The following is a 26,865-nucleotide window of genomic DNA, read 5'->3' on the forward strand; positions in this document are numbered from 1 at the left end:
GTCGAGCCCCAGTGTGTGCCTTCACTACCGTTTAAGCGACCCCCAACTCATCCGCCCCGACGGCATGTCACCGCGCTTTCGTTGATTGCACGATCCAATTGGCTAACTACATACCGGCGCAAAGAGCTGGTGAATCGGCATCGGGCCCGTTGTGAATCGCGGTGTCGATCGTTGCCGCCAATGTCGTGACCCGGGTGATCAGCCACGTCGGCCTCGTGAATCAATGACGATAGCGTGGTCGACGGCTCGACGACAACGACAAGGATAGAGCGCCAACGTGCGGGATTGACGCCACGAGTCGCAGTCGCTCGTTTTATAGCGACGGAAACCGCGCTGGCGGTCGGCGACGCGCCGGTATCGTCCTCGATGACGTGGATGCCAGCACCGCACGGGGTCGCTCGGTCAGCGGCGCACCCGGTAGCGCAGGTGAAGCACCCGGCTGCCCTCAATCACCACGTCGGGATCGTCCAGCAAGTGCTGTGTGTGGACCGATCCGAAGTAGCGCTTGCCGGACCCGAACACGACGGGTGCGACATCCATGCGCACCTCGTCGATCAGGCCCGCGGCAAGGGCCTGGCCGCCGACGTCACCGGCGGAGAACTCGATGATGCGGTCACCCGCGAGCTCCTGCGCCTCGGTGATCGCTGCTTCGATGCTGTTGACGAAACGGAACGGAGCCTCGGGGTCCCAACCTTCGGGCGCCGGCCGGTGTGTCACGACGACGACGTGATCAATCCCGCTCGGCGCCTTGCCCTCCCAGCCATCGGTGAGGTCGAAGACACGGCGGCCGGCGATTGTCACCCCGACCTCGTCCCAGTACGGCCGGATGTGGTCGTAGGACGCCTGCGACACTTTCAGCACGCCGCCGTCATCCAATGGCACATCACCGCTGACCAGCCACTCGAAGATCGGACCGGGATCGTCGTTCTCATCTGCGATGAAACCATCGATCGACACCGATGCGTTCATGACCACTTTTCCCATGAATTCCTCCTCTGTTCGGAGTCTTAAGGATGGTGCGGCCGTGACGTGTCACTCTTGTAAGAAATCAATCGGCTGGCAGCGGCCAGCCGTCCAGGGCATGGTCGGGGTGCTCGCGCAGAAATCGCCGCCGGACTTCTGCGTACCGGGTCGGCGTGAGCCCCGTGAACTCCCGGAACTCGCGCACAAAGTGAGCCTGGTCGAAGTAGCCCGCGTCAGCGGCAACGCCTCCCCAGTCGATCGGTGCAGCGACGTCGATCGCCAGCACGGCCGAGCTGAAACGGTAGCTGCGAGCCAGCCGTTTCGGCGTTACACCGACTATGGCCTTGAACCGCTTCGCCAAATACGTGCTGCTGGCGCGGGTCGCCACACTGATGTCGCTGATCGGCACTGTCCCGTGTGTCGCCGCGACGGCGCTACTCAGTTGGCGGACCAGGTCAAGACCGTCGATTACCCGCAGCCGTCGCACCAGTTCCTCCTCAAGCAGGGTCAGCATCTCCTGCGGTCTTCTCGCCGTCGCCAGCTGGTCGTGCAGTTCGGCGATCGCGGACTGGCCCCAGATTTGCTCCACCGAGGCCGGCCGGTCGCACAATTGCTCCGCGGGCATCGGCAGAAACGGCGCCAGCCCCCACGGCCTGAAGTGGACGCCCACCGACCGTGTCGGGGTTGGGTAGCTGAACTCCCAGGCGCGGGTGGGGGTGACGACCGCGCAGCCGTCGGCGTACTCCACGGCCCCTACGTCGATGCCTGTGCGGATGAGAAACGGGGCCCCAAGGTTGACGATGAGCAGTGGAGCGGGCGCGGCTGGCAATATCAGCCGGGAGTACGGTGGTGCACCGTCCAGGTAATAGAGGTCGTCGATCAGTCCATCCAGCGGCGGACCAGGCACCCGGGACACATACTCCACGCCGACATCATCGCCGACGGCCTATCCAGCATCACGCAGCGGGCGGATCAATGACACCGACGACCACCCTGTACCAGAGCCAGTTAGACAACATTGACGGACCACCTATTCCGACCACAATAGAGGATCGAACTAGTACGGCACCTGGCGTTGGAAGCGCCTTGCCCGTTCGACCCATTCCCCACCAAGTGATCAATATTTCGCAGCAGCGCAACAGTATTCATTATTAACTGTATGCACATCACGATCATCTGATACTCGCAGTTCGGCCAGCGCTTCTATCGCTGAGGCTCAAGGGGCTTCATCGACGTTTCGGCCGACAATTGGAGCCTGTCGCAAGCACGTGGCGTAATCAGCTGGGCTGCAACATTTCCGCCGGAGGCGACGGGAAAAACCCTGTTTGCAGGGTGTCAGAGCAATGAGGTTGGGAGTGCGGTCTACCATCCGCGAGAGGCTGGTTTTGGCAACGGTGGTGAAGCAATCCGCCCATCTGGACCTCAGTGCATTCTGACCGAAGGCCCACGCCAGTGTATAAATTCTCTTGGCGCGGAGGACAGCTCGGCCAGCATCCGGGCCTGCAGCCGTTAAATGCAACGTACGGCGGACCTGCACAGAGCAGCGCGTGGGCGTCGGAGGTCAGCTGGGGCCCTGTGTCGATCCGGCGAAAGCTCAAGTGTTGTGTGGCGCTAACCATCATTGGCAGCAACAAAACTGCGGCTTACGATCTATTGCACGAGTTGATGCGTGCAGTCGCATGCAGACTGCTTCGAGCCGTCTGGAGACAAGGCAATGCCCACACGAGTACGCGGAATTATTCGACCGATCGCGATCGCAAGCGTTAGCGGTCTCGCGATATCTCTGGGAATTCTCGGTGCGCCGGTAGCCACCGCGCTACCAGCCAACTGCGCCCAACCTGTAGCTGACGGGCCGGTCACTTGCTCTTACGTTTTCACTGGCGCTGAACAGACGTTTGAGGTACCTGCAAACGTTACTCAACTACGCATCGAAGCCGTCGGTGGGCAGGGAGGCAACGCCTACAGCAAGCTCTACGGCGGGCGGGGTTTTCCAGCCCATGTGGTTGGCAACGTCGCTGTTAACCCAGAAAGCACCGTGTACGTCTTGGTTGCAGGCCGTGGCCAAGAGGCCCGAGGAGGGTCGAATGCGGATCGAGCGCTCGGAGGCTTTAACGGCGGAGGAGCCTCTGGCCCAGGCAGCAGCAGTGGTTGTTGCGATCGCGGCGGCGGCGGTGGTGCTTCCGATGTCCGCACCGTGTCATCGGGCCTTCCTGGTTCACTCGAGAGTCGACTCCTCGTCGCGGCCGGCGGTGGTGGTGAAGGGTCGAGCCCAGGCGGCGCAGCGGGGGAAGATGGTTTGCAATTTCAGGCAGCCGGACCGCCGATAGTCACCGGAAATTCTGGTAGAGCGGGCACCGCGACGGCTGGTGGAGCTGGTGGCCGCCAGGGTCAGGACGTCTTTTCCGGTTCGCCGGGTGCCCTTGGCCAAGGTGGTGACGCAGGTAACTTCCTCGGCGGTGGGGGTGGTGGCGGGTTGTACGGGGGCGGAGGCGGCGCGAGCGCAAACGGCAACCTCCAGTCCGCTGGTGGCGGTGGTGGATCCTCGCTGGTCCCCACCGGCGGCACCTTCGAACTAGCTGCGGCCGACACACCAGCGATAGTGACCATCACCTATCAAGTTGGGTCAACCCCACCCCCACCCGCATCCAACTGCTTCGGCTCGGTCTGTTTACCGAACTAGATCGCGACTAACCGAGCTGACCTTCTCTTTTGCTTGATGTGGTTGAAGGCCTCGCGCCGGTGCGTGGGACCAACTGCACAGGTCGGACTCAAAAGTCTCCCGGCACTCGGCGGGTCGTTAACTGCTTCCGAATAGCGGCGAGGAGCTACCGGAAGGACTTTCCGGAGACGGACTACCCGCCGAGACCGGAATGTCGATGACAGGGCCGGGCGTTCCGTTGGTGGCGACGGTCAGAGCCACTCGTGCGACCTCACCGTTGTCGGTTTTCCGAAGCACGATGTGGTGCTCGCCGGTTTGGGCATCGGGGGGGACCGCGACGTTCGCGGTAGCGGTGCCGTTGCTGCCTGCGGTCACTGTCGTGAGGAGGACTGGGTCAGATTCGAAGTACACGCCGTATGTCGCACCGTTGGTGAGGCCAGTTATGTTCAGTCGCAGCGCCTGGCCACGGGCATAGCCAGCGGTGTCAGCTGGTAGTCCGGTGGCGAGGAGTCGCAGCCGCAGCGGCGGTGAATCCCGCCAGGTCCGCACTGGGTCGTTGTTGCTGTTCATGATGTCGGCGAACCAGTTTGTCCCCGGTCCGGTGGCGTCTAGACCTCCGCAGCGACCGGATAGTGCGTGCTCGTATGCGGCGTAAGCTTCAGTGCCGTCGTATTTGCCGTTGCCGTTGAGGTCGAAACGGTCCTCGTCGGGATACAACGGGCCCGGCTGGAACTTCGTAACTGCCGCATTCTTGAGGGCATCATTGTCGAGAGCGATCTGTACAGACACCGCGGTCGATCCTGGGGTGAGTGCGATCGGGTCGCTGTAGCCGAGCAGACTCGCAATGCTCGTGAGCCGTTGGCTGTTGGCGGTGATTTGGATGATGTCGAGTGCGTCTGGGGGGGCTGTCCCGCTCCGGTTAGACATGGCCATTCCGACCTGGCATTGTTCCAGCGCTTGGTAAAGGTTGTACATCATCAGCCGATCCCCTGCTGCAGCCGGACGCTCCAGACTGTAGGTCGCGGTGACCGAATCGCCGGCGGCGTAGACGTCCTTAACGGGCTCGATCTTCGGCCCCATTCCGTACGCCAATCGGGCCTTTGTGATGGTGGCGTGCAACGCCTTCGACATGAACTCGACTTCACTCGTTGGCGACGGCGAAGCGCCGGCACTCGTCACGAACTTCATCCCATCGTTGAAGTACGTCAGGTGTGTGTCGTGCTTGAAGGGTGGACCCACCGCGCAGATGACGTCCTCGTCGTGGCAGATTGAGACCCGATCAACACCGGGCAGCGTGTAGAACGTGTCGTTGTAGTCTCCGAGTAGGACCCGAAATATTCCTTGCCCGTCCGAACCGGATCCGTAGACGCCGTCGGCATTTGGTTTCTGCAGCGGATCGCCAACAGCGAAGACTCCGGCGACGCGGGACTCGCCGGGGTGAGTGATGTTGAGGGTGTTAGCGGCAGTGCGGGCCGCCATCGCTCCTTGTGAATAGCCGACGAATACAACTTTCGGGTCGGCGCAGCCCGGTGCTTGACTGAACTCCCGGTACACCCGCAGGGCCGCGGCCGCACCCTCGTTCGCCGAGGCGATGACCGCTTCGGAGTTTTCCACCGTACCGTCATCCCAAATCACCACCGGCACTGCCGGATAGCCTTCGGTCCCCAGCGAACCTCCAGGCGCGGGGACATCCAGAATTGGGGCACCGCGCAGGTAGTCGCCCCCCGCCGCTTCGCGGAGCAGTTTATGGAGCGTCGGGCCTTCCCAACCACCCCCGGTCTGCCCGGGATAGCTCGTCATTCCCACCGACGTCTCACCCGAACCCCGTAGCGGAATGATGACCACCGGCACACAGTTGGAGTTCGCTGCCGCCGCCACGGGCGCAGCCCACAGCGGCACCACCACCGATGCCAGCACCGCCGCGGCAACCGACAACACCGTTGCCCGCCATTTACGGATCATCCTCGAACCCCCAAGATTACCGCCTACCTTCGGGTAGGACGCAGAAATACTAGCCCGCCGGACCACGGTCTGCCAGATGCTGTAACGCCACCCTCGCCCGTCGTCGGCCGAACAATCCGGACACCGCTTGCGCATCACAAGCACAAACGAAGGGGCCTAGTCATATGAACAGCTGACTTGGCACTCTCCCCCACGTAGATCAGGTAACGTGACGATTGGCATTTTCCCAAGTGCACCACAGTGTCTCCCGTCTGGCGGGGTTCGGCCCCTAGACGGGGGCACTGTGCGAAGCGCGCGAGAAACGTGAGACGAACGCCGCGAAAGCATACACACAGCGACGGGGCATTCAGAGACCCAACTCCACTCTTGGTGGTCCGTTTTCACCGATCTGATTGCGATACCCAGTCAGCTTCACCCGAGGCAATTTCAGTCATCGAGCTCACTCGTTGTCCCCGAAGACCCTCCGCCCCCCACACCACAAGCAGCCGCTACAGCGAACACCGACGGATACGCAAGTAGACGACACCCCAACGGCACGGTGCGATTCACGTTGAACACCGGCGCAGGAACCTGACGATGCCCGCACGACTCCGAGCGGGCATGCTCGAGGTCGCCCTGGCTATCGGCGCACTCATCGGTGTCGCCTGCAAGTCGTCGCCATCGTGTTGCCGCGAGAGTTGCGGGCGCGTCAAGGGGTGGAGACAGAAGCAGCTACAGGGGTGTCCGAACCCGTCAGTGCCGCAAGGGGACCGCGCCCGGCCTTCTATGCAGTGATCGTCCGGTTCGTGGTGAATGTTCCGGTTCTGGTTCCACTCCGAAGATTGCAGCCGCACGCCCAGCAAAGCGGGCACTTTGCCACTGCCACGCGGGGTCTGTATTGACTACCGACCACTTCCTTCTCGACGAGGTGCGTTGCAACAAGCAGTCCTGCATTGACACGTTGAGATCGTCCACGTTGTCATCTGGAAGTGGGATTGACTTCGGTGACGTGCCCGGCGGGGTTGCGCCGGGCGTTGGTACGAACGCATGAATTGTGTGTCGATGGCCTGGTTAAAACGCTTTCCTTCATTGTCGAGACATACTCTGCCAGTGGCGCATTAGCGCTGAACCCACCCGGAGAGGAAGACAATCATGCGCGAAATCAACCAGCCCGCAGTCCGGTCCGAGGACGCTGACAAGCCCTTGTTCCTCAAGAGCGTTGTTGAGCCGCTCGACGACCGCGTCGAGATGGGCAAGCTGTCGAAGATGTGCAAGAACTCCTTCTACGGCAACTAGCGGTCACGGCGTGGGCGACCTTTTGGGCCGCCCACGCTTCGCTATCGACGTGATGAAACTTTTCATTTCACACGCTCCCGGAACCACGCAGGCTGACAGTCAGTATCGTGAATGGGAGCGTCTTTTCGGCCATGATGACTGGCAGCAACGCCTCAGTGTGCTCGGCGCCTACGGCATCGACCACAAGACACTGCCAGCCGAAATCGAGACATCGGTCCAGCTCCTGACTCAGGTGGAGGTTGGTGCTCGTCTCATTGCCCAGCAGTACGGCGTGCCGCTGATACCGGAAATAGACGGCGCAGCTGCGATTCTTCGGGTGGCTCGATCACTCGCTCAACGCCGCAACCGGGGACACGAATGCGTCGACTTCGGCTTTCTTGACGCGTCTGTGGCAATCCTGACCGACCTTGGACTGCCTACTGGCGTCACGACACAGTGGACCCGAGGCATCGAAGTACTCGCGTGCGCTAGCAGACCATCCTGGAGCACTACCGAGATCGAGGATGCTGCCAGCTCGCTGCCGTTAGCAGTGGTAAACCACATCTTGCAAAGCATTTCAGGTTTGTCGACCGTAGGCGATGTACTCAGTGCCGGTACGGCTGTGGACTGGCTTCTGCAAGATATCGCCCTGTTGTTGAGTGATGCGCCGAGGACCGGGCACACCGCCCCCATCAGCGATGCGCTCGTCATCAACCCCCACGTTCTAGACCAGCGGACGCAACGTGTTCTTGCCGTTCTTGATGTGCGTGCCCGCCACTTCTCAGGTGCGCTCGAGGCAGACTTACCCTCGTTCATTAGCGACCATTTTGGCCCCGTGCGACACATGGTGGGCATCGTCGCAACGGGCCTTGAGCAGCGTGGTCTGCTATGAGCGCAATCGTTCTAGCTGACCATGACGACCCCGATTTTGCGGTCGCGGCTGGTGGCACGTCTGATGTTCGGCTGTTCCCCTTGGGGCTGCCGGCAGATGAGTATCGACTCATCCGCTCGGGCGGACAGTGGGCGCTGCATACCTCGCGGTGTGTGCTCAGTGAGCGGCACGTTGCATCCGCGTCACGAGTGGTGGTTCGGCGTTGGCGTTCCTCGCCGCCTCGTCCACTGGTTGATGTGGAACGTTCCGCACGTCGAACCGACCCTGTAGCGCAGTATGTGCAGCGTCAGTGGGAATCAACGGTGCTGGGGTTGTTGTTTCTCGCGTACACGGCTCGGCCAGAGGGATGGTCGCGCAGTCCTTTTCACGTCGACAACAAGATCGTCACCCATCACGTCCTGGCGGACTTGGGTGTTCTACCTGACTGCGCCATTGCTCAGGATCTCAATGATGTGCCCGTGTGGCCAGCAACGGTGGCCAAACCGATCGATAGTGATCAGAGCTGCGGAACCGACCGTAGGGCAACTACTTTGCTGGTCTCACCCGCCGACCGTCGAACCCGGCAACCGGGCCCGATGATGACCCAGCGCGCGATCATTTCGAGCCGAGAAATCCGAGCTGTGTACAGCTTCGGTCAGATCGGTGCCGTCGTGCACACCAGAGACGTGGACGCGGATTCGGTCGACACCCGACTGGCACTGTCTGGGGAGATCGCACCTTTCGCCTCCTCTCGCCTGAGGACGGTGATGGAACAGATTTCCAGGCGGCTCGCCCTCCGTGTGTTCACCGTCGACGTCAAGCTCGACGACGATGACCGCCTGTGGTGGCTTGACGTCAATCCCGACGGCCTCGTGTCGCCCTTTGATGACGTCGACGGCACGTTGCGCCACACGCTCCTCGCCGGCCTGCGAAACTAAGAGAAAGCAGATTCACATGCACACGCCTCTACCCCTGAGCTCGCCTAGTGCCGCCGACACACACCGGCTCAGGTTGAGCACCTACACGCGAATCGTCGACGTGCACAACGACACCAGCGTGATACTCAACTTGCCTCGTAGGGTTGCCGACGTGGTCCCTACGGTGCAGGCACAAGTTTTGCAGGCCGATCTGCACAATGCCGACCCGCAGTGGGTTCGGTACGCCACCCGCGTCGGCTACCTCACCGACCAGACCCGTGAGTCCGAGAGACAGTGGTTTCGAGAACTCGTCGGCACCATCGCCGACGACAAGAGGGACGGTGCGGTCGCGACCCTCAGCTTGGTCACCACAAACACGTGTAACCTGGCCTGTTCGTACTGTTTTCAGTCCGACAGCGGAATGCGAGAGATTGCTCAACGCTTCATGACGATCGATCAGGCGAAAGAGAGTTTCGCCGCTATTGACCGTTTGGTCGACAACGGGCAGGTCTTGTCCCACATCGAGTTGTTCGGCGGCGAACCCCTGTTGCCCAGTACTCGCAGGGTCGTTGAGTATGCCGTCCTGGAAGCAGAACGCCGGGGCCTGCTCACCCGGGCCACCTCCAACGGCGTCTTTTTAGATCACTTCGTCGACCTCCTCGGGCCCACCCGGATCTACGACTTGCAAGTGACACTCGACGGATCTGCCCGCTTCCACGACGAGCGTCGTATCGGCAAGAAACGCCAACCCACGTTCGACCGTATTTTGGCCAATATCGAGCTGGCAGTAGCACGCGGTGTCGATGTCGACATTCGAGCCAACATCGACCGGCGGAACATCGACGGCCTGATCGAACTCATCGACGTCCTCGACACCCGCGAACTCCTTGACGCCCCGAACGTGGAGTTCACCTGGGTGAATGTGTGGCCGGACGAGGCGGCAGAAGACGACGTCGATTCGGGTTTCTTTATGACGCGAGCTGACATTGACGCGCACTTGGCCCACCAGAGCAGTAACCACCCCGCCCTAACTAAGGTGTCGCCACCTCCAACACCCCTGTCGGCCTACCTGTCCGAGATCATGCACGATCCGCAAATCCGGTTCTGCGGTGCCGGCGCGAATAACCTTTTTGTCTCCCCGGAAGCGTTGGTGTACAGCTGCGACGAACATGTCGGCCAGCCCCAACGCGCGGTAGCCACCATAGACGAAGCAGGCATTGCACCGTTGCCGCTCTGGGACGTATGGCGCGATCGTCGGATCGACAAACTGACGAACTGTGTCGATTGCTCAGTCTCACTGGCCCACGGTGGAGGATGTGGAGCCAAACTATCTGACGCGCAATTGGGCCGCTACGGTGCTTGCGGTACGTTCCCGGCGGACTTCGACAATGAAGTTCGACGTCTCGCGCTGATTACCGAACCGTGATAACCATCGCTCTGGCCGAAGGCGCATCAGTCGGCGCATCCGGCAACTGCGTCGCGCACTCGCCGAGCGCAGGAACATTCTCAGTCGACGACACGACCAGGTGCTTGCTTGAGGATCTTGCGCGTCACGGCTCACGCAACTTAGCTGCGGCTGACGATGACACAATGCAGTCACTTCTGCTTCTCAAGCAGAAAGGTCTAGTCGTATTCGGCGGCTACGACACCACAGGTACGGCTCACAGTGCTTACCTCCCATCGGTTACTGACTTGGTTGTACGTAAACCCAGCCGCACAGTCGAGCGCATTTTCCACATCATTGCTACCCCCTGACCCCACTGGTGAGCACGGTCGGAGTGTGCATTGGAACCGTCCTGACCCTCAGTTGGCTGATCTATTGGATGGTCTTTGCCGTACCAGCAGCGCAACTATATGCAGCAATAACAACGTCGCCACTCGTACTTCTCGCCCTGATCGCGGCGGCGTGCGCCGTCAAGCTGCTCCTGCATGAAGTCGGGCACTACGCGGCAGCAACGACAGTAGGGATTCGTCCTACAGTTGGGTTCGGGTTGTACTTCACCGGTCCTGTCGCCTACGTCGACCTCTCACCCCTCGACACCCGCCCCACCGCCGTACGCATACGGGCAGACCTCGGCGGCGTAGCCATCGACGGATACGTACTGACCATCCTCAGCGCGACAGCGATTCACCTCGTCAACAACATTTTGACTGCCGTCGTCGTTGCTATCACAGCGGCCACCTTCGGATCGTTCAACCTCACCGAAAAATCGGACCTGTACTGGGTGCTACGAGACCGATTCAGCGGAAGAGCGGTGACCGAATGCTGGGACCGCCCCTTGACATTGGTTAAACGGTACAGACGCGATCGGTCTTCACAGAGGTTCGTTCGAGTACTCCTCACCGTCTATGCAGCGCTGTTCTTGCTTCAGTTGACCGCCTTCATCCGCTGGCTCCCAGACATGTTGGAGGAGATCGCGGTCCACGGCGCAGCGTCGCTCACCGGCCCGGCCGTTGTGATGGCATTCTTCCTTCTGGCCGCGGCCGCCGCCCACATCGTGGCACGGCGCCACACGCAATAACTCTCACACCATCCGGCGTAGCGCCTTCAGGCGCTACCACTGGCGGCACTGTCACACGTCGCCGGACGCGGAACACCCGGCGTTGGCGTGAGTATGTCCAGACACTAATTGGGGGTGAATTGCGTCCGTTCCTGTCTGACTAACACCGTCTGGGCATCCCACCGCCCGGGGAGCGTCGCCGCGGAACTGGGGTGTACACGGGCCGCGACGCTACCGCGGAAACGTGCGCGTCATTGCTGCGGTTGAACGCCAAGAGGGAGCAGGATCGACATCATGGAGGAATTAACTGCCCACATAGCGCGGCGTCAGGCGCCCGTTCCAGAGCACGTCTCCAATCGTGTGGTGTTGCAGCGCGGCGTGTTCATAGGCCCCACTCCTGGGACTGCCCCCGATCTCTACAGCAGGATAGTTGGGACTTGCCGTGGGCGCGATCGACGCTCAGTGCAGCTCACGCCCGGGTCGGCCGTCGATACGGACACGTATTTCGGCCGCTTTCCGGCGGCCTACTACCTCAAGTGGACGACGGTCAGGACTGTCGTTCTCAGCGCCCATTACCATGCACGTGGCCGAGCTCAGGTTGTTGTCTGGGGCTCTGACAACGGTGGACGGGTCCGCCGGATTTCCCACACCACTGTCGTGCCGGGTTCGCAGACGATCGAGGTGGATGTTGATCTGGCATCCTTCAGTGACGGCGGGTCGGTGTGGGCGGCGTTTACCGCTGTGGACGATGATTTGACCGTTGCAGATGTGCAGTGGTCGGCACCGGTGGTGCAGCCGGCGCGCGCCCCAGTAGTGGCTATTTGTACCTTTGACCGTCCCGCACGTTGCCTCGCCACTCTTGAGGTGCTCGGCGCCGATCTGCAGGTGCGAGAATCGTTGGGGGCGGTGTACGTCGTCGACCAGGGCACCGACCTCGTCCGAGATCAGGACGGATTTGACCGGGTCGCAACCGAATTCGGGGACCGGCTGGTCTATATACAGCAACCCAATCTTGGTGGTGCCGGCGGTTTCACCCGCGGCATGTGCGAGACCCTCGCCCGTCATGACGATGTTCACCTCATTCTGATGGACGACGACATTCACCCCGAACCCGAGACAGTTCTGCGGTTAAACGCTTTTGCCAACGTGGCGTGCTCACCCATGATCGTCGGGGCGCAGATGCTGTATCTCCTGCGTCCGACTCGGTTGCATGTCGGGGCTGAAGAGGCGGATCTTCAGCGACTCAGGGCCGGTCGCTGGTCGGCCAACGCACTGCACGATGCCGACATGCTGACCGAGCGTCAGGACAGCGTTGCCGACGCTGGCTACACCGGATGGTGGACCTGCCTGATCCCGACGCAGATCATTAAGCGCAATCAACTTCCCTTGCCGATGTTTTTCCAATGGGATGACATCGAGTTCGGTATTCGCACCCGCCTTGCCGGCGACGCTCAGACTGTTACTCTTCCGGGAGCAGCTGTCTGGCACATGGATTTCACTGCCAAGGATCACGACGATTGGTCATTGTATTTCAGTGTCCGAAACTCGCTCATCACCGCAGCACTGCACAGCGACCTGGCGCCGACAAAACTCAGTGTGACTCTGCTGCGTGAGATCAGCCGGTATCTGGTCTCCATGCAGTATGGCCTGGCCCATACGGCGCTTCGCGGTATCGAGGATTTCCTCGCCGGCCCCGACGTGCTGGCCGATGGCGGTCGACGAGCACTGGAGGCGATACGCCGCGAGCGCGCCGATTTCCCCGAGACAGTCACTCATTCAGCGTCCGAGGTCGCTGCGCACTCCGTGCCGGTGCGGCCTGCGGGGTTCTGTCCCGATAAGCGGCGCGTGGATGCTGTTCTCGCTGAGCGTGCGGTGCGGCAGATGACCGGCCGTGTCCACTCTGGTCGCGTTGCGATCCCCGGTGCGGACGCGCACTGGTGGCATGTGTCGTTGTTCGAGGAGGCGGTGGTTCCAGAGGCATCGGGACATGGTGTTCGGGTGCGCACTCGTGATGCGCGGTTGGCTCGAACACTGACACTGCGGATGCTGAGGGTACTGGCGCGCTTTCGCGCCAAGGCGGTCGGGGCGCAGCAGGCCTACCGAACCGAGTTGCCTCGGTTGACCAGTCGCGACAACTGGCAGCGACTGTTCGACGCAGCACCCGAGGGTGGGGACTCGATCAACGCTTCGCCCAGCTAGGCAACTCGATGCCACGTACCGCGCGGACCGCCCTGTTCCGGGCGCGGCGAGCGCTGCTGGTGTCAGCGATAGGGAGGTTTGCTCGTGCGGCAGTCAGCTCGTGCTGCAACCGCAGGATTTCGTCCTGGCGCGCGTCGAGGTCGGCGCGTTGCTGCTGAAGTTGGCTGACGAGGTTGTCCCGATCATCGGCGCCGGCCGCCATGTCGAATTGCATGGCAAGTATCCGGGTGTATAACGCGATCCGGTTATTTTCCATCGCCGCCAACAAGCGAGACTGATGGTAAGGCTCCAGGGCTGCACGGATTCTGCTGGCCTGCTGCTCGTCGGCGGTCGGGAAAATGATGCCGAGCCCGAATACCGCTGGGATTAAGACGAGTTCGTGTACGCCTGCACCATCGACGGCAAGAGCGTCCTCGACGGCAGTCAGCACCCCGTTGCGTTCCCCGCCGGCCTCCACGGCGGCAGTGAACTGCCCAAGCCCGACGAACCCGGCCGGGGTGACGTCGTCATGCCAGACCGTCGGTCCATCATCGGTGTTCGCATGCACGTCAGCCGGGTCCAGCGCGGCCGCGCTGTAATAGAGGTCGCGTCGTCCCCAGGGCCACAGCAGGTCATGCAAGATGACCACGGCGTCGGGGGCTTTCGACAGGATCCAGTCGAGTTCGCTGCGGACAGTCGCGTAGTTGTGGTCACCGTCGATGACGTAGATATCGCAGGCCGGTATCTCGGCCAGGACGGCCGGAGAAAAACCTTCCACCAGATGGAGTTTGGGATTGTCTGCCAGTGCTTGCCGCATCTGTTCGGTCGGCTTAGGTTCAATGCAGTAGACCGTTGACGCTCCGTGGTCGAGGTAGGTGGAACTGGCACCGCCAGATTCGACACCGACTTCGACAACCGTGTGAGGTGTAGTCACCTCGAAGACGCGGGCGATCACTTCGGCGAACACGGTCAGCGAATGCAGCAGCAGCGGCGCTTGCCGAGCTGCGCGGGCCTGCGCGTGTGGATCGTTGCGGTCTCCCAGCTCAATCGTCATCGCGGTCACGTCCATCGTGATCGGATGTCGCGGCGGCAGTGCCCGTCCGTATCGCCATCCGCACGGCGCCGGCGGCTAATGCTTTCGGACCACCGGAGCGGTACTCGGCTTTAGCGCGGGCGGTCAGTCGTTTGAAACGAGGTGCTGGCGGTGCGCGGTGGGACAAGCCCGATACCGATTGCGGTAGGACAGCGAAGGCGATCGTGAGTTGGGCGGAACTAACTGGCGCACTGGCCTTGTCGAGTAGGGAGAGCCACAGCGCCGAGTGAGGTGCGTGAAACTCGACGAGGTTGCCGCCGAGCCATGTCGATTCTGCGTACACCAGACCGGAGAAGTCATCGGGTTGGTCCCAGCGCAGCGGCGTGGGGTGTCGGTGGCCGCCGGCTGTGACAGTGGCTTCGATCCAGTCCACCCGCACCAGTGCCGGTCGTCCTGGAATTGCCAGTGATACATCAGTGGCGTCAAAGGCCTCGAAGTTCAGGCGCGCGAACGACAGGCCGTTGCGATTGATCCTCACGGGAACCTTCGGTCCGTCGTGCCAGCGGCCGTCACCGGTCTTAAAGCGCAACACCGTGTAGCTCGGCTCGTCCGGCTCGAACACCGACGCCGGTACCGCACCGGAGTTGATCGCGGCAGCCGCCGCGGCGATATTCGGATCGGTAGCTGCAACCCCTGATGGCCAAAATGAGTCACGCATTGCGAGATCGCCCAGATCGCCAGGCGACATATACGGGACCGCGGGAACCAACTCGGTCGGAACGACGTGCGAGACCAAGTCGGAGCCGAAGTTGTCCTCGTGTTCCCAGGCGCCGAATACTGCCGCCTCGTCCGTTGTCGGCGAGGTGATCGACGATGCCAGGATGTTGCCCAACCGCGGTATCTCGCCGCCATCGAAAGTCGGCCAGAGTCCGGTTGCGTCGGCGTACCGGTACCACTCGCTCTGAAACGAGTGCACGCCTTCATGCAAGGCGCGGCGGGCATGGTTTTGCTCGGTCGATCCCGCGGGCGGCCCCAGAATCGGTTCCCCGTCGGGCGTGAAGTCCAGCAGTGAGCCGCACAGACTGCTCACGCCCTGCTCGAGGATCTCCGGGCTGCGGGTGATCGCTCCGACGACACCGGCTGGTTCACCGGCAGCGCCCAAATATCCTTCTACACGCAGTCCAGTGAGCAGCACTTTCGTGCTCCGCCGGTCCGTCGCGAGATACAGACCCGACGGTCTGACGGGCACCCCGGCCAGACTCAACGCCGTGGCCAGTTGACTCTGAATCGTTGCGCCCCACCCTAAGTCCACCAGCGTCAAGTCAGAGCCGTCCAGCGCCCCCACCGACCGCAGATGTGAGAGCAGTCGTTCGCGCGTGGCGGTGGCCGTCGTGGCAATCCGGTTGCGCAAGTGCGGGGTCTCGGTCAGTGCACGGGCGACGTCGTCAGCGATCACCCCGTTGTCCAGCACCACGCCAAGACGAGTCGCGAGCGCCGGAACATCACCCGGTCGCAGCTGCAGCACAGAGAGCAGCCCGCCGACTGTCATGCCGTGCCGCCGTCGCATGAACGCGTGCAGGGTGTCGCGGTCGACCACTGCGAGCGCAGCCACCGAGGTCAGGTGGCGAGACAACCAGACCGGCTTGGCTGTGACGTTCCAGCCCCGGCTCTGGGCCGCGTTGTTGATCAGGGCCGACAACATCTCGCCCTCACGCATCGGACACCACAGCGTCGATGTGTTGTGCAGGTGAGCGCGATAAGCGGCCCATTCGGCAAATCCGGTCAGCACCGGGCCGAGCACCGCAGCACCGTAACTCCACGAGCACGCGACAGCCGGTGCGACCGACTCGAGCGCAGCGTTCTCGATGAGCTTGGCTCGCAGACTGGTCAATCCAAAGTCGCCGTCGGTCAAGTCCAAATGGGGTGCTCGAGACCCGAAAGGATCAAGGGGTTCGCCTTCACGCTGGAGAATCCGCTCGTAGCGCTGCCCTACCCGAACCAGATGAACCGTGCGTACCCCCAACTTTGCGGGCACCGTCACGTCGGGACGCTCATTGTCTCCGATGTGGACAATCTGACTCGGCTGGACCCCCAGGGCTTTAAAGACTACTTTCCATAGTCCGTGGGCCTTGTCGACACCGTGTTCGTGTGAGCGGAAGACCTGCGCGGACTTCAGCGGCTCCAGCGGGGTGCGATCAAGGAAACGGTCCAGGTGCTCCTGCAAGAAGTAGGTGTCAGACACCAAAATGATCGGGATCGAATGCGCATGCGCCAGGCTCACCAACTCAGCAATGTCGAGGTCTGGAACCAAGACCCGATGTTCCTCGTCCACCTCTGATTCCACATAAAAACGAAGGTCATCGCGCAGCAGCACTTCGGTCGGCATCTCCCGCCAAATGTCGTAGATCGATACCTCGGGGCCCAAGGCACCGCGCCGCTCGCGGGAGTTCGACTCGGCCAGGATTCGCAAGCTCCGAAACGTAGAGGGATCCACCCACTGAGCAAGGGCCCCCTCGCGGCGCAATCGCTCCCCCAGCAAAGCGAACACATCGGTAGGGCGCGGCACCCGCCGCCACAGCACGGTGTCAAAAATGTCTAGCGACAGTATTGAGCAGGACCCGTCCCGCAACATCTGACGAACGTCGTCTAGGCGCGCACGAGCACGCCCGACCACAGGAGCATTTTGTTGCATCACATCGTTTATCAGCGCATCATCCAATCCCCATTGAGCGAACCAGCCCCATTCGAAGGTGTCGACGGGTCCGCACGCCTTGGCGACCCTGAATGGGGCCGTCTAGGCCTTGCCCCTTCGACTAGCAGGATTGCACACCCACTGCCCCAGCACGTACATCCCGCGCGGCCGGAATCCAACGCATGCTCTGCTAACGAACTGCAGCGACCTCGGCCCCATCGAGTACGCAACCAATTTCGCCACATGCGTATTTGTCCGGCGTCCAGCAGATGCACTGCACTCGGCCGTACGACCTAGCGCGTACTGCCGACTTCGATCCTGCTGCGCTTCCCGGAGCTCGACCACGCGCTGCCGCAGAACCTTCGAAGTCGCGACCGGCTATTTCAGTTAACCGTGTCCCTACGGCATTGGTCATCACCCAGGCTGGCGGTGTTATTGCCGACGAGCCACTGACCAGGTGCCGAGCCAGCTAGAAACGTCGAGAGACCGCCCGTAATCAACGGGATACTCGGGCCGACGTCTACACAAGTCGTGTGCAAGCTGTTAGTGAGGGCGCGCAAGTCCGCTCACGCACGCGCGGCGTTATCTGAGATACTGCAGTTTATGACAGACAGCGGTGCGCCAGAGGTCGATCCCGGGGTGCCAACGGGAACTCGGGTGCATGTCAAGGCGTCGAGTGGCGGCGGCGCCGGTTTTGTGGCCGACGACTTAGGGCCGATACCCACTGGTGCAGTCGTGCAACTCGACCAGAGAACCAGTATCAAGCCGCGTCGTTACGCAGTGACCCTGGACAGTGGAAGCCTGCTGTTCCTTGATGCCGCCGACTTCGAGATCGACCGCGACGAATAGCCCTCTCGTCAACACCGACATCGGTTGCTGTGAGACATACAGCCGGTTGACGCAACCGTGGCAGCTGCATGGTTCCATTCGACTGATCCCCCGCGCGGTGATCGGCAATGCTACTACTTACAGTGGCAACGCACCCACAGTCACAGTCAGCACTATCACGATAGTGGCGATGATGACGGCAACCGCGACGACGCCACCCCACTGTCCACCAACCAATGCGGGTTCGGACTGAGCATGCGCAACATCCCTCGTTGGCACCGTACCGGCGGCCAGAGTCGCCTCAGCGTTGTTACCGGCGGCTGTGCTCCAGCCGATCTCACCTGCAGTTGACACCAAGCTTCTCCACCGTTTGCTGGCCACGACCATCGCTATCCTCATTTGCCGAGCCCTCATTCTAGCCATCCCCCTGCTCCCGCGATGACTGAACCAGCTGGCGCGACAGACCCGAACTGCGGGTCAGAGCGCACACGGCACTCCCCGCGGTCATATAGGGGGGCAATCGTGTCTGAGTGCCGTCTCCACGGAGCGTAGAGCCCGACTAGACGCCGAGCTCGCGGGGCGAGGTGAGCCACGCTCGAGCGCACACACGGTTCGTTACGGACCCGACTACACACCGGTTTAAGGCAGAATGCTGCCCGTTTCACTGCGTCGCTGATAGCGATGACGCGCTCCACCCAAGACCAGCCGGGCATAGTTGTAAGCCCCGCGTGGCCCGCTATTGTGACGGCACGCAGGACCAAGGGCTAGGAGCGATATGACGGCTGATTCCAGCTCGATACGTGCTGGCCGCGGGGTGGGGTGGGGTCAACATCGGTTTTCCTCCATACGGGCCATCGCGGTAATCATCGCTGTGGGCGTAGCAACCTTCGCGCTGTCGCGTCGCCATCTCATCGATGACAGCTACATCACGTTGTCGTACGCCCGTAATCTCGCTGAGACCGGCGAATGGACTTTGGTTGCAGGACTTTCCGCAAACAGTGCTACATCGCCACTCAATGTGATGCTGCTTGCCGGGCTCACCATGATTACCGGTAATGCGGTCACCGCGTGCGGGCTGCTGTTTGTGGCCGCGTGCGCGGGGCTGTATCTGAGTATGGTGCGGCTGATGCCGTCGGGGCCGGCGTTGCTGGCAACAGTGGCTGTTGTTGCCAACCCTCTGACGGTCTCGACCGTGGGCATGGAGGTCATGCTTAGCGCAGTGACCCTCGCTGCGCTGGCTGGGATCAGAGACAGCGCTGTAGCTGCCGGGCTGTTCTGCGGTGTCATCGCTATCATCCGGCTCGATCTGGTGATCATTGCAGCGATCATTGTTTGCGGGCAGACGTGGCGGGAGCGGTCGGTCAAACGCGTACTTATTATTGCCACGACTGCCGCTGGTGTTGCCGCACCGTGGTACGTGTGGAGCTGGTTGCAGTTTGGATCCCTATTACCCGACACACTCGTACTCAAGACCGCAGAACGCTCTTGGAGCGGGGGTTGGACATTTCTCAGCGGCCCAGCGTTTTATCTCTGGCATCAACCGATGGCAACAATAGGTGCGTTCATGTTGCCGCTTATCGCAATCATTGTCTTCATCCGTCGCCGCAATCTGACGCGCGTCGGGGTGTGGTTCTTCGGCGCCTTGATCTACAGCGGTGTCTATTGTTTGCTCGGCGTCCCGCCGTATCACTGGTACTACGCACCATTCGTTGTTGCTGCCACCGTCTACCTCATAGCTACCGTTAGCGTCCGAATGGCGTTCTGGATCACGGTAATTGCCGTCACAATGTCGGTGGTGTCCTACGTGGCTTCGGGGTGGGACCGCCAGATAGCCCCGATCAGCAGTAACCACGCCACCAGCGGTGAGTATCAACGCATCTCAGCTGATATTCGACGGCTAGCACCGGGTTCTGCAATAGCCACCGCTGGGGAGATTGGAACGTTGGCATACTACTGCCGATGCATGGTAATCGACGATTTCTCCGACCGCTCACGCATTGCACAGGAACTGCGAGACAGGCGCAATCGACCCTCCTCGATTCGGAATGTGTGGCGACTCAATTATCAACACCTAGATGCCGCACTCAATGCCGCGCCTGCATCCCCGCCGGCCCGCTACAGACTCGTCTGGAGTACCACCAGCACGCCGGAGGCCGTCCGCAGCTGGCCCGCGACCTCACCAACAAGAGGCCGCGGTTTTCTGTTGCTGTACGCCATACCGGTGTGAACGCGGCGTGGGACCCGCGCCCCTGCAGACGTTGTCTGGTGCTGGAAGCCTGAGGTGTCGCACGCATAGATCTGTAGATGCTTCTTGCAGGGTTCTCGCTCCAAGAGTTAGTAAGCCAAGTAGCTCCGTCACGGAGGCCCAGATTCGCGTTCGCTCCCCGGGCGTTGATCTAGGTGAACAACCACAAGACGTCGAGCAATCCTTAACGAAGGAGTGGAGCCTCATGGATACTCGGTACCCGGCAACACGGGGGGTTCGACGCAGTCTGTCATCGGCGGCGATCGTGACGACGGCCTGAGCAAGCACGGTTGTTTCGGAAGCAGCGAATGCAGCCCCCAGTAGTCCGGTAGTTCCACAAATTTCGCAGGGCTACGCCCCAGGGGTCGGCCATCGCACAATCACCATCTTGGCGAAGCGCAGACTCGCGATCTATGCGCCGCCCGATCTTGCGGTCGTACCAGCGCAGGGCATGAATTGATGAGAAACTTCATAGACCATTCGGGCACCATTGGATACTGTTTCGCGCAACACATCGCAGCGTTATTGAGCAGGTCGGGCTGCACGTCCACGGGGTTATTCGACACTGGCCGGTGGGGCATCCCCACCACGGTGGAGCGTCCACGAGGTTCTGCGCACGTATCGGTGACTACATCGGGTTTCCTGGCCTGCGACCCCTCTGACCGCAGCGCTATTCACCTGGCGGCTACGGCAACATCCTGTGTCACGAGCCAGAAGGTGTCGCTACCGTCGAGCCCAGATCGCTCATTTGATGTGCTCAGGTGTGCAGTCGCAGGCTCTACCTGCCGAAGCAGACTGAGCCGCTGCACGCTGGAGGACTGCTCGTTGTAGTGGACGGGATCGGTGTGGTTGTCGTGGTGGGCTGTGAGCCAGTTGCCTCAAACGTCAGCTCTGCTGGCTCAGACGAGAACGTCCCGTTTGTGGCGCGGACCGTTACTTTGTCCGCGCCGCTGTACTCGGGTTTCGGAGTGTAGGTGAATGTGAGTCCCTCGAAAGCGATTGTGCCGTGATCGGGCCCCTCGACCGCCACCAGCTCAAGGCTCGAACCGGCGTTGTCACGTGCGTTCAGGACGCCCGTTACGGGATCGTTGCGGTAGAGAATAGGTTCCGACGGCGGGGTCACTGTCGGAAAGTCGGGCCGGGCGGCTACGCCAAACTCTGCGGCGAACGCGTCGAACGCCGAGGGCAGAGTGGTTGCCAAGATTGCGTCGCTGGACTCACTAACGGGTTCACTACCTTCGAGGTCGGATCCTTGGCCTCTTGCTGCTCTTTTTGCGTACCAGTCGGGTACCTCCCCATATTGCCCGGGTACGAAAGTTAGATAACCGACAGGCGGGCCGGTGCTCCAGTCCAGCCATGGGTCTTCATCGCGTGAGTAGTCCATTCGAGTCCGGTTAGGTTTGTCTCCGTCGTACTCGGGGATTCCCACCACGTTGTACGCGTAGCTCATCACGCTCTTGTAGTTTTTTGCGCCAGCTTGACACTTCGGATTGTCTGCGTCGTCGCGGACTTTCGGATCTCTCCAATTGGCGCATGAGTGGTCTCCGTAGTGATCGAGGCCGAGGGTATGCCCGATCTCATGGAGGAGGTTTGACGCTTCACTAAAGTGCACCGCGGCGTCCGAGAAGCTCCAGTTGAGGTATTTTTGCCAGAGATCGGGGACGTTGTAGGCAACCCACCCACCGCCCCCTTTGATGGAGGCGTAACCGATCGTTGGTCCGCTGCGGTGATCGAGATTTACGAAGTACTTGGCCAGTTGAGGTACACGCTTATCGCCGGCCCAACCTTTGTCGGTAAACCCGTAGTCATCGGCTGCTGCGGACAAATCAGGCCCAAGGTGTGGTGCATCTTTGCCGCCCTTCTTTTCCCAACCGATGCGGTACGCGGCGTCGGACGGTATAGAAATTCCCTTGATGAAATGGACCTTGGTGTCGTACTGCCGCGGCGCACGCGAAAAGGTATCCCTAATGTGGGTGTAAACTTTCTGATTGAACTCGTGTCCTTCTTCGTAGTCCACATAAATAAACAGATCCCGCTCACCGACGCTGGCGCCGGCAGCTGCTAGATCTAACCGGGAGTCGTTCACCCACACGCCGTTGGATTCCCAGAAATCTGGTATTCCGTCCTGATCTGAGTCGGGTAGGTCCCACCAGTCTGTGTCGGCCGAACTGCCGGGCGGAACGTTCCGCGGGTCGTGCTTAGTGGATGGAGTCAGGCCGTCTACCTCCACTAACGCCAACCGACTGGTTCGAGTGCCATCACCTAGCTGCCCTTGTCCATTGGCACCGACGCATTTGACGGCCCCGCTGGGCAACAGGACGCACGTATGGTTACCTCCCAGCGTGATGTTGACGGCGTCAGCGAAGCTGGGTACCTCCACTGGCGTCGGCCGATTCGTCGTGGTGCCATCCCCCAGCGGCCCAGACCAGTTGGCGCCCCAGCATCGTACGGTGTCGTTAGACATCCGTGCACAGGTGTGGTGGTACCTGCCCGGAACGAGCGAGGTGGCACCGGTTAGGCCGGCAACGTCGGCCGGTGTTGATTGATTGGTGGTAGCGCCGTTCCCGAGTTGTCCATGTCCGTTGTAGCCCCAGCATTTGGCGGTCCCACCCGAGACCACCGCACACGTATGAGCATCCCCGACAGAGATGGCCGTAACATTCGTGAGCCCGGGAACAGCAGCCGGCGTCGACCGACCGGTGGTCGTCCCGTCCCCCAGTTGACCGTTGTTATTAAAGCCCCAGCATCTGACGGTGCCACCCGAGACCAACGCACACGTATGAGCATCCCCGACAGAGATGGCCGTGACATTCGTGAGCCCGGGAACAGCAGCCGGCGTCGACCGACCGGTGGTCGTGCCGTCCCCCAACCGCCCGTAATCGTTGCTACCCCAACAATATACGGTTCCATCAGATACCAAGGCGCACGTGTGATAGGTGCCTGGTGCGATGGCGACTACGCCGACGAGACCAGGCACGGTGACCGGCGCGGGTCGACTTTGAGTGGTGCCGTCCCCCAGCTGTCCATTCCAATTGGCGCCCCAGCACTTGGCTGTCTTGTCGGCCAACACCGCGCAGCTGTGGAACCGGCCGGAAGAGAGTGCGGTTGCACCGGTGAGGTCGCGAACGTCGACGGCTGTCGACCGGTCGGAGGTGGAGCCGTCCCCCAGGGATCCGTTCGAGTTACCGCCCCAGCATTTGGCCGTGCCGCCCGACATCAACGCGCATGTGTGTTCATACCCAGCGGCAAGGGAAGTAACAGTCCTCGCAGGGGTAGGGGCCGGATCGGCACCCGATTGTCCGGCCAACTGCGGTGCGACCACCCCAAGTCCGCACACCATGGTGATTGCAGCCGCAAACGCCACCAAACGCGAACACAACACCGATCGGCTAAGCGTCATCAACACCCCTGAGACCTAGGGCAGAACTTGCCCGGCAAACTCCGTAAACCCTATTTCGCAACTGAACCCGTCGACATCCACCGAACGTACGAACGCCACCCACATAGTCTGCCGAGTTCCTGCTTTGACCGAACGGAGCCCGGCTGGTGCCTGCTGAGGCGCCTGTCTACGTTGCTGGCTCCCAGACAAATCTTTCGGGTCCGCCGGTTGAATAGCACTCGTACGCGCCGAGATTATCGCCCGATCCGCACGCCCATGCCGTTCCGTTCGGTCTGTTAAAGTAGCCAATTTGGCCGTTTCGCTCCGCAACGATTTCCTGGGCGTCGACACATGTTAGTGCCCCTCCGACAATCGTCAGGACGCCGTCGGTGCCCTCGACGCGGGCGGTACACAACTCTGAGGCGCCCGAGGGAGTTCCTCCTTGACCGGCGGTGGGCCCGACTGTAACTACTGCCCCGTCGGAGCGCGCGCAGATGATGACATGTCCTGCGCGTTCAGCCTCCGTTGCACCGAGGATGTTGCAGGCCCACTCGTCGACTTGTGCTCCGCGGTCTCCTCGCTGGGTACGAGGGTCGGACGCGTACCGAGAAACCAGGGCGACCGCATCTTGGCACATAAGCTCGCCAGATGTGGCGACCGTTAGATTGGGGAACTCAGGGGCAGGGCCGCAATCGGCGGGTGTGCCATCAGCGGCCGGCGCCGGAGACACCGGATCGAAAGAACTTGGAACGTCGTGAGCAACGATGGTGAGGCGATCTGCTGAAACACAATGGTAGTCGTACGGTGCACTCGATGTTTCGGGATCTGGACCGACCATGCCACATTGCCAACCTAGGTAATCTTGTGTTCCGTTAAGCTGCTTCGTAAGCATACTGTCGAAGGCGCCGGCGATCAGTTTCTGGGCCGCATCGCAATCGATAGTCCCCTGCACCACCATCACTTCCCCGGGTTGGCCCTTGAACTCGACTGTGCCGCAACTATCACCGGCTGACGCCACCCGCGCAGAGGACGACTGCGCGATCGGCGACGAGGACGGTGACTGCGACCCCGTCGCTCTCTCCGCGGAGGTTTCCGAACACGCCACTAGAAGTAGCCCAGTCATTAAGGCAACAACGACGGCGCCTACAACGCGGCATGAGTGCATAGGTCAGTCTGGCATCCGAGGTTCCCATAGCTCGTCAACTGAACGTATGAAGTGTATGAAGGCTGCACCCAGTACAAGAAACCGCCTTAGTTCTTGTGCGGCGTTGATGAGTGAACCGAGGCGGCCCTGGTGACGCCACGGGAATTAAACACCGGATGCCCCGGTTCGCGGATGAACCGGGGCATCAAAGCATTTGATCAACAGTCGGACTGGTGCCGGCGCCTACATATTGAGAGGCATTACGAACTCAGCAGGCCTAGGAAGTCGGCGTTGTCGAGAATGAACTGGAAGACGTCGAGCAGAGCCAGTTCGAATGTGGAAGTCATAGCAGTACCTTTCGGAATGGGATGCGCAGTCGGTAGTCGCCGCTGCCGGTAGCGCCGAGGGGCGCCCGCATCATTGTTGCAGTGCGCCATCGAGTCGGACCTACCGTCGGTGGCGGAATGAAAGTGGTGTCTGGAGTCGGCGCTCGGAGTGATGCTGTAGCGGATCAGCTACAGGCATGGACAGCAATCCCGACCTCAGCCACTTGACGACACGGACTCTACGACTGCACGGACGACTGCGGTGTGCGTTAGACGAGTTCTTGGCAACCAACACTCGAAATACAGTTCAAGGATCCGTGGGTCCCTGGCACTTACGCCTAGAACGAAACGTTGCTGACGGACCCATCGATCGTTTTAGCCGATACCGGTCGGGCACATATGACTACAAGCTGTGGGGGCGTGAGGCCCCTACGGCCCCGACCTCCAACGGGGGCCTCACGCTCTCGCCCGAATAAACCTTCCCGCACGATGATTTGGTTGGTTCGCGGAGAAGTCGGCGCGCCGGAGGAATCAGCGTTATGGGCGGGGTGTCCGAGGTCTGATCCGGCGGATATCGCTGGTCAAGCTGCGGCGGCAGGTAGACCGGACCTTATGCCCCGACCGCTCGAACCGAATTGGTCAGGCTAGGGCAGGCATACGCTGCCGAAGCACGTGGGTTCGGGTTCCGGTTCTGGCGTAGGCGCGCCGACCTGGATGTTGCGGTAATGGGTCGCGGTGGCTTCCTCCGCGGTCAACAACGGCGGCGTCCCCCACCTTTCGTCTCCGGGCAGCGCCGCTGTGCAAGTCCAGTAGATGTCGTAGTAGCCGTCGGGGATTTCGGTTACACCAGCGCTCGTTCCGGCGTCGCCGTCGTAGACCAAGTAGGTGTAGGTCCCGGTCGTGCCTGCAGGGATCTCTGGCGTGTCGAAAAGGAGCCTCGCGGACTGTGTCGTGGCAGGGTTCGGGTTGCCTGCATCGGCGCCGAAGCTGGTGCAGACGATGTCGTCAGCAGAGTTGTTGGCGATCGTCGCGGTTACGGTGTTGCCGTTGACTGACGGAGTCGACAGAGTGACGTCTCCTGGTGCGGCCGCAGCGATTGGTGCGGTGATGGCCCAGGCGGCCGCTGCGACGGTCGCGGCGGCTGCGCTGGCTAGCGGTCTTGGAGTGATTGTTCGCATAGCTTCTGGCCTCGGCTTCTCCCCGACGAATGTGCCATCGAGTGTGAACCTCTCAACGCTGACGCGGGTCGGTTTGTGGAAGTTGCCTAGGGGCTCCCCGTCCGTTATGGGTGGCCGGGGGTAAGTAGTTCGAACAGGTGAACACACTCGACTCTGCGCAGCGTTCGGCCAGCGGTTCCATCACAATGTTGCCCATGGGAATGGCGGAAGACGCAGCGAAATTGCGGAACGAGCAGGCGGCGACCAACCAACGCGAGGCCGAGCAGGAAGCGGCGCGACAGCGGCGGAACTGGGACGAGATCGATCAAGCTGTTCGAGAGTTCATTCCTCTAGCGAAACAGAACCGACTCGCCACGACAGGCCTTACGAACAAGCGGTGGGTCATCGGCATTCACTCGTATGGCGGCGGACGGCTGGCCGCAACGACTTCTCTGACGGTCTTTGCGAGCGGGGCGTGGTCGCTGTCGTACTACGACCCCGACAGGTACACCACCCCAAATAAGCCATCTGTAAACGCGAGTTCGAAGAGGCCCTGGGTGTGCACCGAGACCGACGATCGTGTCAACGAGGTTCGTTCCGCCCTGACTGCGAAGCTGGCGGGTTGACCGGAAACTCGAGTTTGGGCGGTCCTACGTCCACGAAGACCATGACGGACGCTGCTCTGAGCGCCCGAGGTAGAAGTCGGCGAGATCAGCCAACTTTGCGCGGGCGTCTCGCACGTCGGGGAATGCGGGT

At 61.4% G+C, this 26,865-nt stretch carries 18 protein-coding genes and 1 pseudogene; 10 read left to right on the top strand and 9 right to left on the bottom strand.

Annotated elements, in window-relative coordinates; all coding sequences use genetic code 11:
- Positions 1 to 402 precede the first annotated feature (402 nt).
- Positions 403 to 984, bottom strand: a complete 582-nt coding sequence (locus MVA47_RS00360; RefSeq protein ID WP_247206266.1) for a dihydrofolate reductase family protein — start codon at positions 982 to 984, stop codon at positions 403 to 405.
- 64 nt (positions 985 to 1,048) lie between these two features.
- A complete protein-coding gene (locus MVA47_RS26875) occupies positions 1,049 to 1,888 on the bottom strand; it encodes a helix-turn-helix domain-containing protein (RefSeq protein ID WP_247206267.1) in 840 nt (279 codons plus the stop codon).
- 789 nt (positions 1,889 to 2,677) lie between these two features.
- On the opposite strand from MVA47_RS26875, the gene MVA47_RS00370 reads away from it, so the two are divergent.
- The gene (locus MVA47_RS00370) at positions 2,678 to 3,643 is read left to right on the top strand and encodes a glycine-rich protein (protein ID WP_247206268.1); all 966 of its coding nucleotides are present in this window, start codon (positions 2,678 to 2,680) and stop codon (positions 3,641 to 3,643) included.
- Between the two features lie 117 nt (positions 3,644 to 3,760).
- Here MVA47_RS00370 and MVA47_RS00375 read toward each other — a convergent pair whose 3' ends face one another.
- Entirely contained in the window at positions 3,761 to 5,584 is a 1,824-nt protein-coding gene (locus tag MVA47_RS00375) for a cutinase family protein (protein WP_247206269.1), read from the bottom strand.
- A gap of 1,131 nt (positions 5,585 to 6,715) precedes the next feature.
- On the opposite strand from MVA47_RS00375, the gene MVA47_RS00380 reads away from it, so the two are divergent.
- From MVA47_RS00380 to MVA47_RS00405, 6 genes are all read left to right on the top strand, one after another.
- Positions 6,716 to 6,859: a hypothetical protein gene (locus MVA47_RS00380; protein ID WP_247206270.1), complete on the top strand. Its 144-nt coding sequence runs from the start codon at positions 6,716 to 6,718 to the stop codon at positions 6,857 to 6,859.
- A gap of 10 nt (positions 6,860 to 6,869) precedes the next feature.
- Positions 6,870 to 7,730 (top strand): hypothetical protein, encoded by an 861-nt coding sequence (locus tag MVA47_RS00385; protein WP_247206271.1) that lies wholly within the window; start codon positions 6,870 to 6,872, stop codon positions 7,728 to 7,730.
- Entirely contained in the window at positions 7,727 to 8,647 is a 921-nt protein-coding gene (locus MVA47_RS00390; protein ID WP_247206272.1) for a hypothetical protein, read from the top strand. Before MVA47_RS00385 ends, MVA47_RS00390 begins: the two co-directional genes overlap by 4 nt.
- Before the next feature lie 73 nt (positions 8,648 to 8,720).
- Entirely contained in the window at positions 8,721 to 10,052 is a 1,332-nt protein-coding gene (locus MVA47_RS00395; protein ID WP_247206273.1) for a radical SAM protein, read from the top strand.
- A gap of 337 nt (positions 10,053 to 10,389) precedes the next feature.
- Complete coding sequence (locus MVA47_RS00400) at positions 10,390 to 11,148, top strand: hypothetical protein (RefSeq protein ID WP_247206274.1); 759 nt, start codon at positions 10,390 to 10,392, stop codon at positions 11,146 to 11,148.
- 273 nt (positions 11,149 to 11,421) lie between these two features.
- Positions 11,422 to 13,326 carry a glycosyltransferase gene (locus MVA47_RS00405; RefSeq protein WP_281504539.1) on the top strand — a complete coding sequence of 635 codons (1,905 nt, stop codon included), beginning with the start codon at positions 11,422 to 11,424 and terminating at the stop codon, positions 13,324 to 13,326.
- On the opposite strand, the gene MVA47_RS00410 is transcribed toward MVA47_RS00405, so the two are convergent.
- Positions 13,307 to 14,374: a class I SAM-dependent methyltransferase gene (locus tag MVA47_RS00410; protein ID WP_247206276.1), complete on the bottom strand. Its 1,068-nt coding sequence runs from the start codon at positions 14,372 to 14,374 to the stop codon at positions 13,307 to 13,309. The two genes, MVA47_RS00405 and MVA47_RS00410, sit on opposite strands and share 20 nt — an antisense overlap.
- Positions 14,349 to 16,808, bottom strand: coding sequence for an HAD family hydrolase (locus MVA47_RS00415; protein WP_247206277.1), 2,460 nt, complete (start codon positions 16,806 to 16,808; stop codon positions 14,349 to 14,351). The genes MVA47_RS00410 and MVA47_RS00415 overlap by 26 nt, the downstream gene beginning before the upstream one ends.
- 825 nt (positions 16,809 to 17,633) lie before the next feature.
- Here MVA47_RS00415 and MVA47_RS00420 point away from each other — a divergent pair.
- Positions 17,634 to 17,879 carry a hypothetical protein gene (locus MVA47_RS00420; protein WP_247206278.1) on the top strand — a complete coding sequence of 82 codons (246 nt, stop codon included), beginning with the start codon at positions 17,634 to 17,636 and terminating at the stop codon, positions 17,877 to 17,879.
- Between the two features lie 117 nt (positions 17,880 to 17,996).
- On the opposite strand, the gene MVA47_RS00425 is transcribed toward MVA47_RS00420, so the two are convergent.
- Positions 17,997 to 18,212: a hypothetical protein gene (locus tag MVA47_RS00425; RefSeq protein ID WP_247206279.1), complete on the bottom strand. Its 216-nt coding sequence runs from the start codon at positions 18,210 to 18,212 to the stop codon at positions 17,997 to 17,999.
- A gap of 421 nt (positions 18,213 to 18,633) precedes the next feature.
- Between MVA47_RS00425 and MVA47_RS00430 the strand changes: the two genes are divergently transcribed.
- Positions 18,634 to 20,085: a hypothetical protein gene (locus MVA47_RS00430; protein WP_247206280.1), complete on the top strand. Its 1,452-nt coding sequence runs from the start codon at positions 18,634 to 18,636 to the stop codon at positions 20,083 to 20,085.
- A 796-nt stretch (positions 20,086 to 20,881) separates the two neighbouring features.
- Here the strand turns inward: MVA47_RS00430 and MVA47_RS26880 are convergent.
- The 3 genes and pseudogenes from MVA47_RS26880 to MVA47_RS00440 all read right to left on the bottom strand — a co-directional run bounded on the left by MVA47_RS26880 (position 20,882) and on the right by MVA47_RS00440 (position 26,130).
- A complete protein-coding gene (locus MVA47_RS26880) occupies positions 20,882 to 22,189 on the bottom strand; it encodes an Ig-like domain-containing protein (protein ID WP_247206281.1) in 1,308 nt (435 codons plus the stop codon).
- Between the two features lie 192 nt (positions 22,190 to 22,381).
- Positions 22,382 to 23,503 (bottom strand): annotated as a pseudogene (locus MVA47_RS27165) (RCC1 domain-containing protein); the annotation flags it as partial.
- Positions 23,504 to 25,596: 2,093 nt separating this feature from the next.
- Positions 25,597 to 26,130 carry a hypothetical protein gene (locus MVA47_RS00440; protein WP_247206282.1) on the bottom strand — a complete coding sequence of 178 codons (534 nt, stop codon included), beginning with the start codon at positions 26,128 to 26,130 and terminating at the stop codon, positions 25,597 to 25,599.
- Positions 26,131 to 26,324: 194 nt separating this feature from the next.
- Here MVA47_RS00440 and MVA47_RS00445 point away from each other — a divergent pair, with 194 nt between their 5' ends.
- Positions 26,325 to 26,735, top strand: coding sequence for a hypothetical protein (locus MVA47_RS00445; RefSeq protein WP_247206283.1), 411 nt, complete (start codon positions 26,325 to 26,327; stop codon positions 26,733 to 26,735).
- Positions 26,736 to 26,865: the final 130 nt, after the last annotated feature.

Source organism: Williamsia sp. DF01-3, from assembly GCF_023051145.1.
In the GTDB taxonomy this organism is placed as follows: Bacteria; Actinomycetota; Actinomycetes; order Mycobacteriales; family Mycobacteriaceae; genus Williamsia.

Excerpts from the sequence above, each read along its gene's own strand:
- MVA47_RS00420 (WP_247206278.1), top strand. The coding sequence starts at position 17,634 with ATGACAGACAGCGGTGCGCCAGAGGTCGATCCCGGGGTGCCAACGGGA.
- MVA47_RS00390 (WP_247206272.1), top strand. The coding sequence starts at position 7,727 with ATGAGCGCAATCGTTCTAGCTGACCATGACGACCCCGATTTTGCGGTC.
- MVA47_RS00360 (WP_247206266.1), bottom strand. The coding sequence starts at position 984 with ATGGGAAAAGTGGTCATGAACGCATCGGTGTCGATCGATGGTTTCATC.
- MVA47_RS00440 (WP_247206282.1), bottom strand. The coding sequence starts at position 26,130 with ATGCGAACAATCACTCCAAGACCGCTAGCCAGCGCAGCCGCCGCGACC.
- MVA47_RS00375 (WP_247206269.1), bottom strand. The coding sequence starts at position 5,584 with ATGATCCGTAAATGGCGGGCAACGGTGTTGTCGGTTGCCGCGGCGGTG.
- MVA47_RS00405 (WP_281504539.1), top strand. The coding sequence starts at position 11,422 with ATGGAGGAATTAACTGCCCACATAGCGCGGCGTCAGGCGCCCGTTCCA.
- MVA47_RS00430 (WP_247206280.1), top strand. The coding sequence starts at position 18,634 with ATGACGGCTGATTCCAGCTCGATACGTGCTGGCCGCGGGGTGGGGTGG.
- MVA47_RS00370 (WP_247206268.1), top strand. The coding sequence starts at position 2,678 with ATGCCCACACGAGTACGCGGAATTATTCGACCGATCGCGATCGCAAGC.
- MVA47_RS00445 (WP_247206283.1), top strand. The coding sequence starts at position 26,325 with ATGGGAATGGCGGAAGACGCAGCGAAATTGCGGAACGAGCAGGCGGCG.
- MVA47_RS00410 (WP_247206276.1), bottom strand. The coding sequence starts at position 14,374 with ATGGACGTGACCGCGATGACGATTGAGCTGGGAGACCGCAACGATCCA.
- MVA47_RS00380 (WP_247206270.1), top strand. The coding sequence starts at position 6,716 with ATGCGCGAAATCAACCAGCCCGCAGTCCGGTCCGAGGACGCTGACAAG.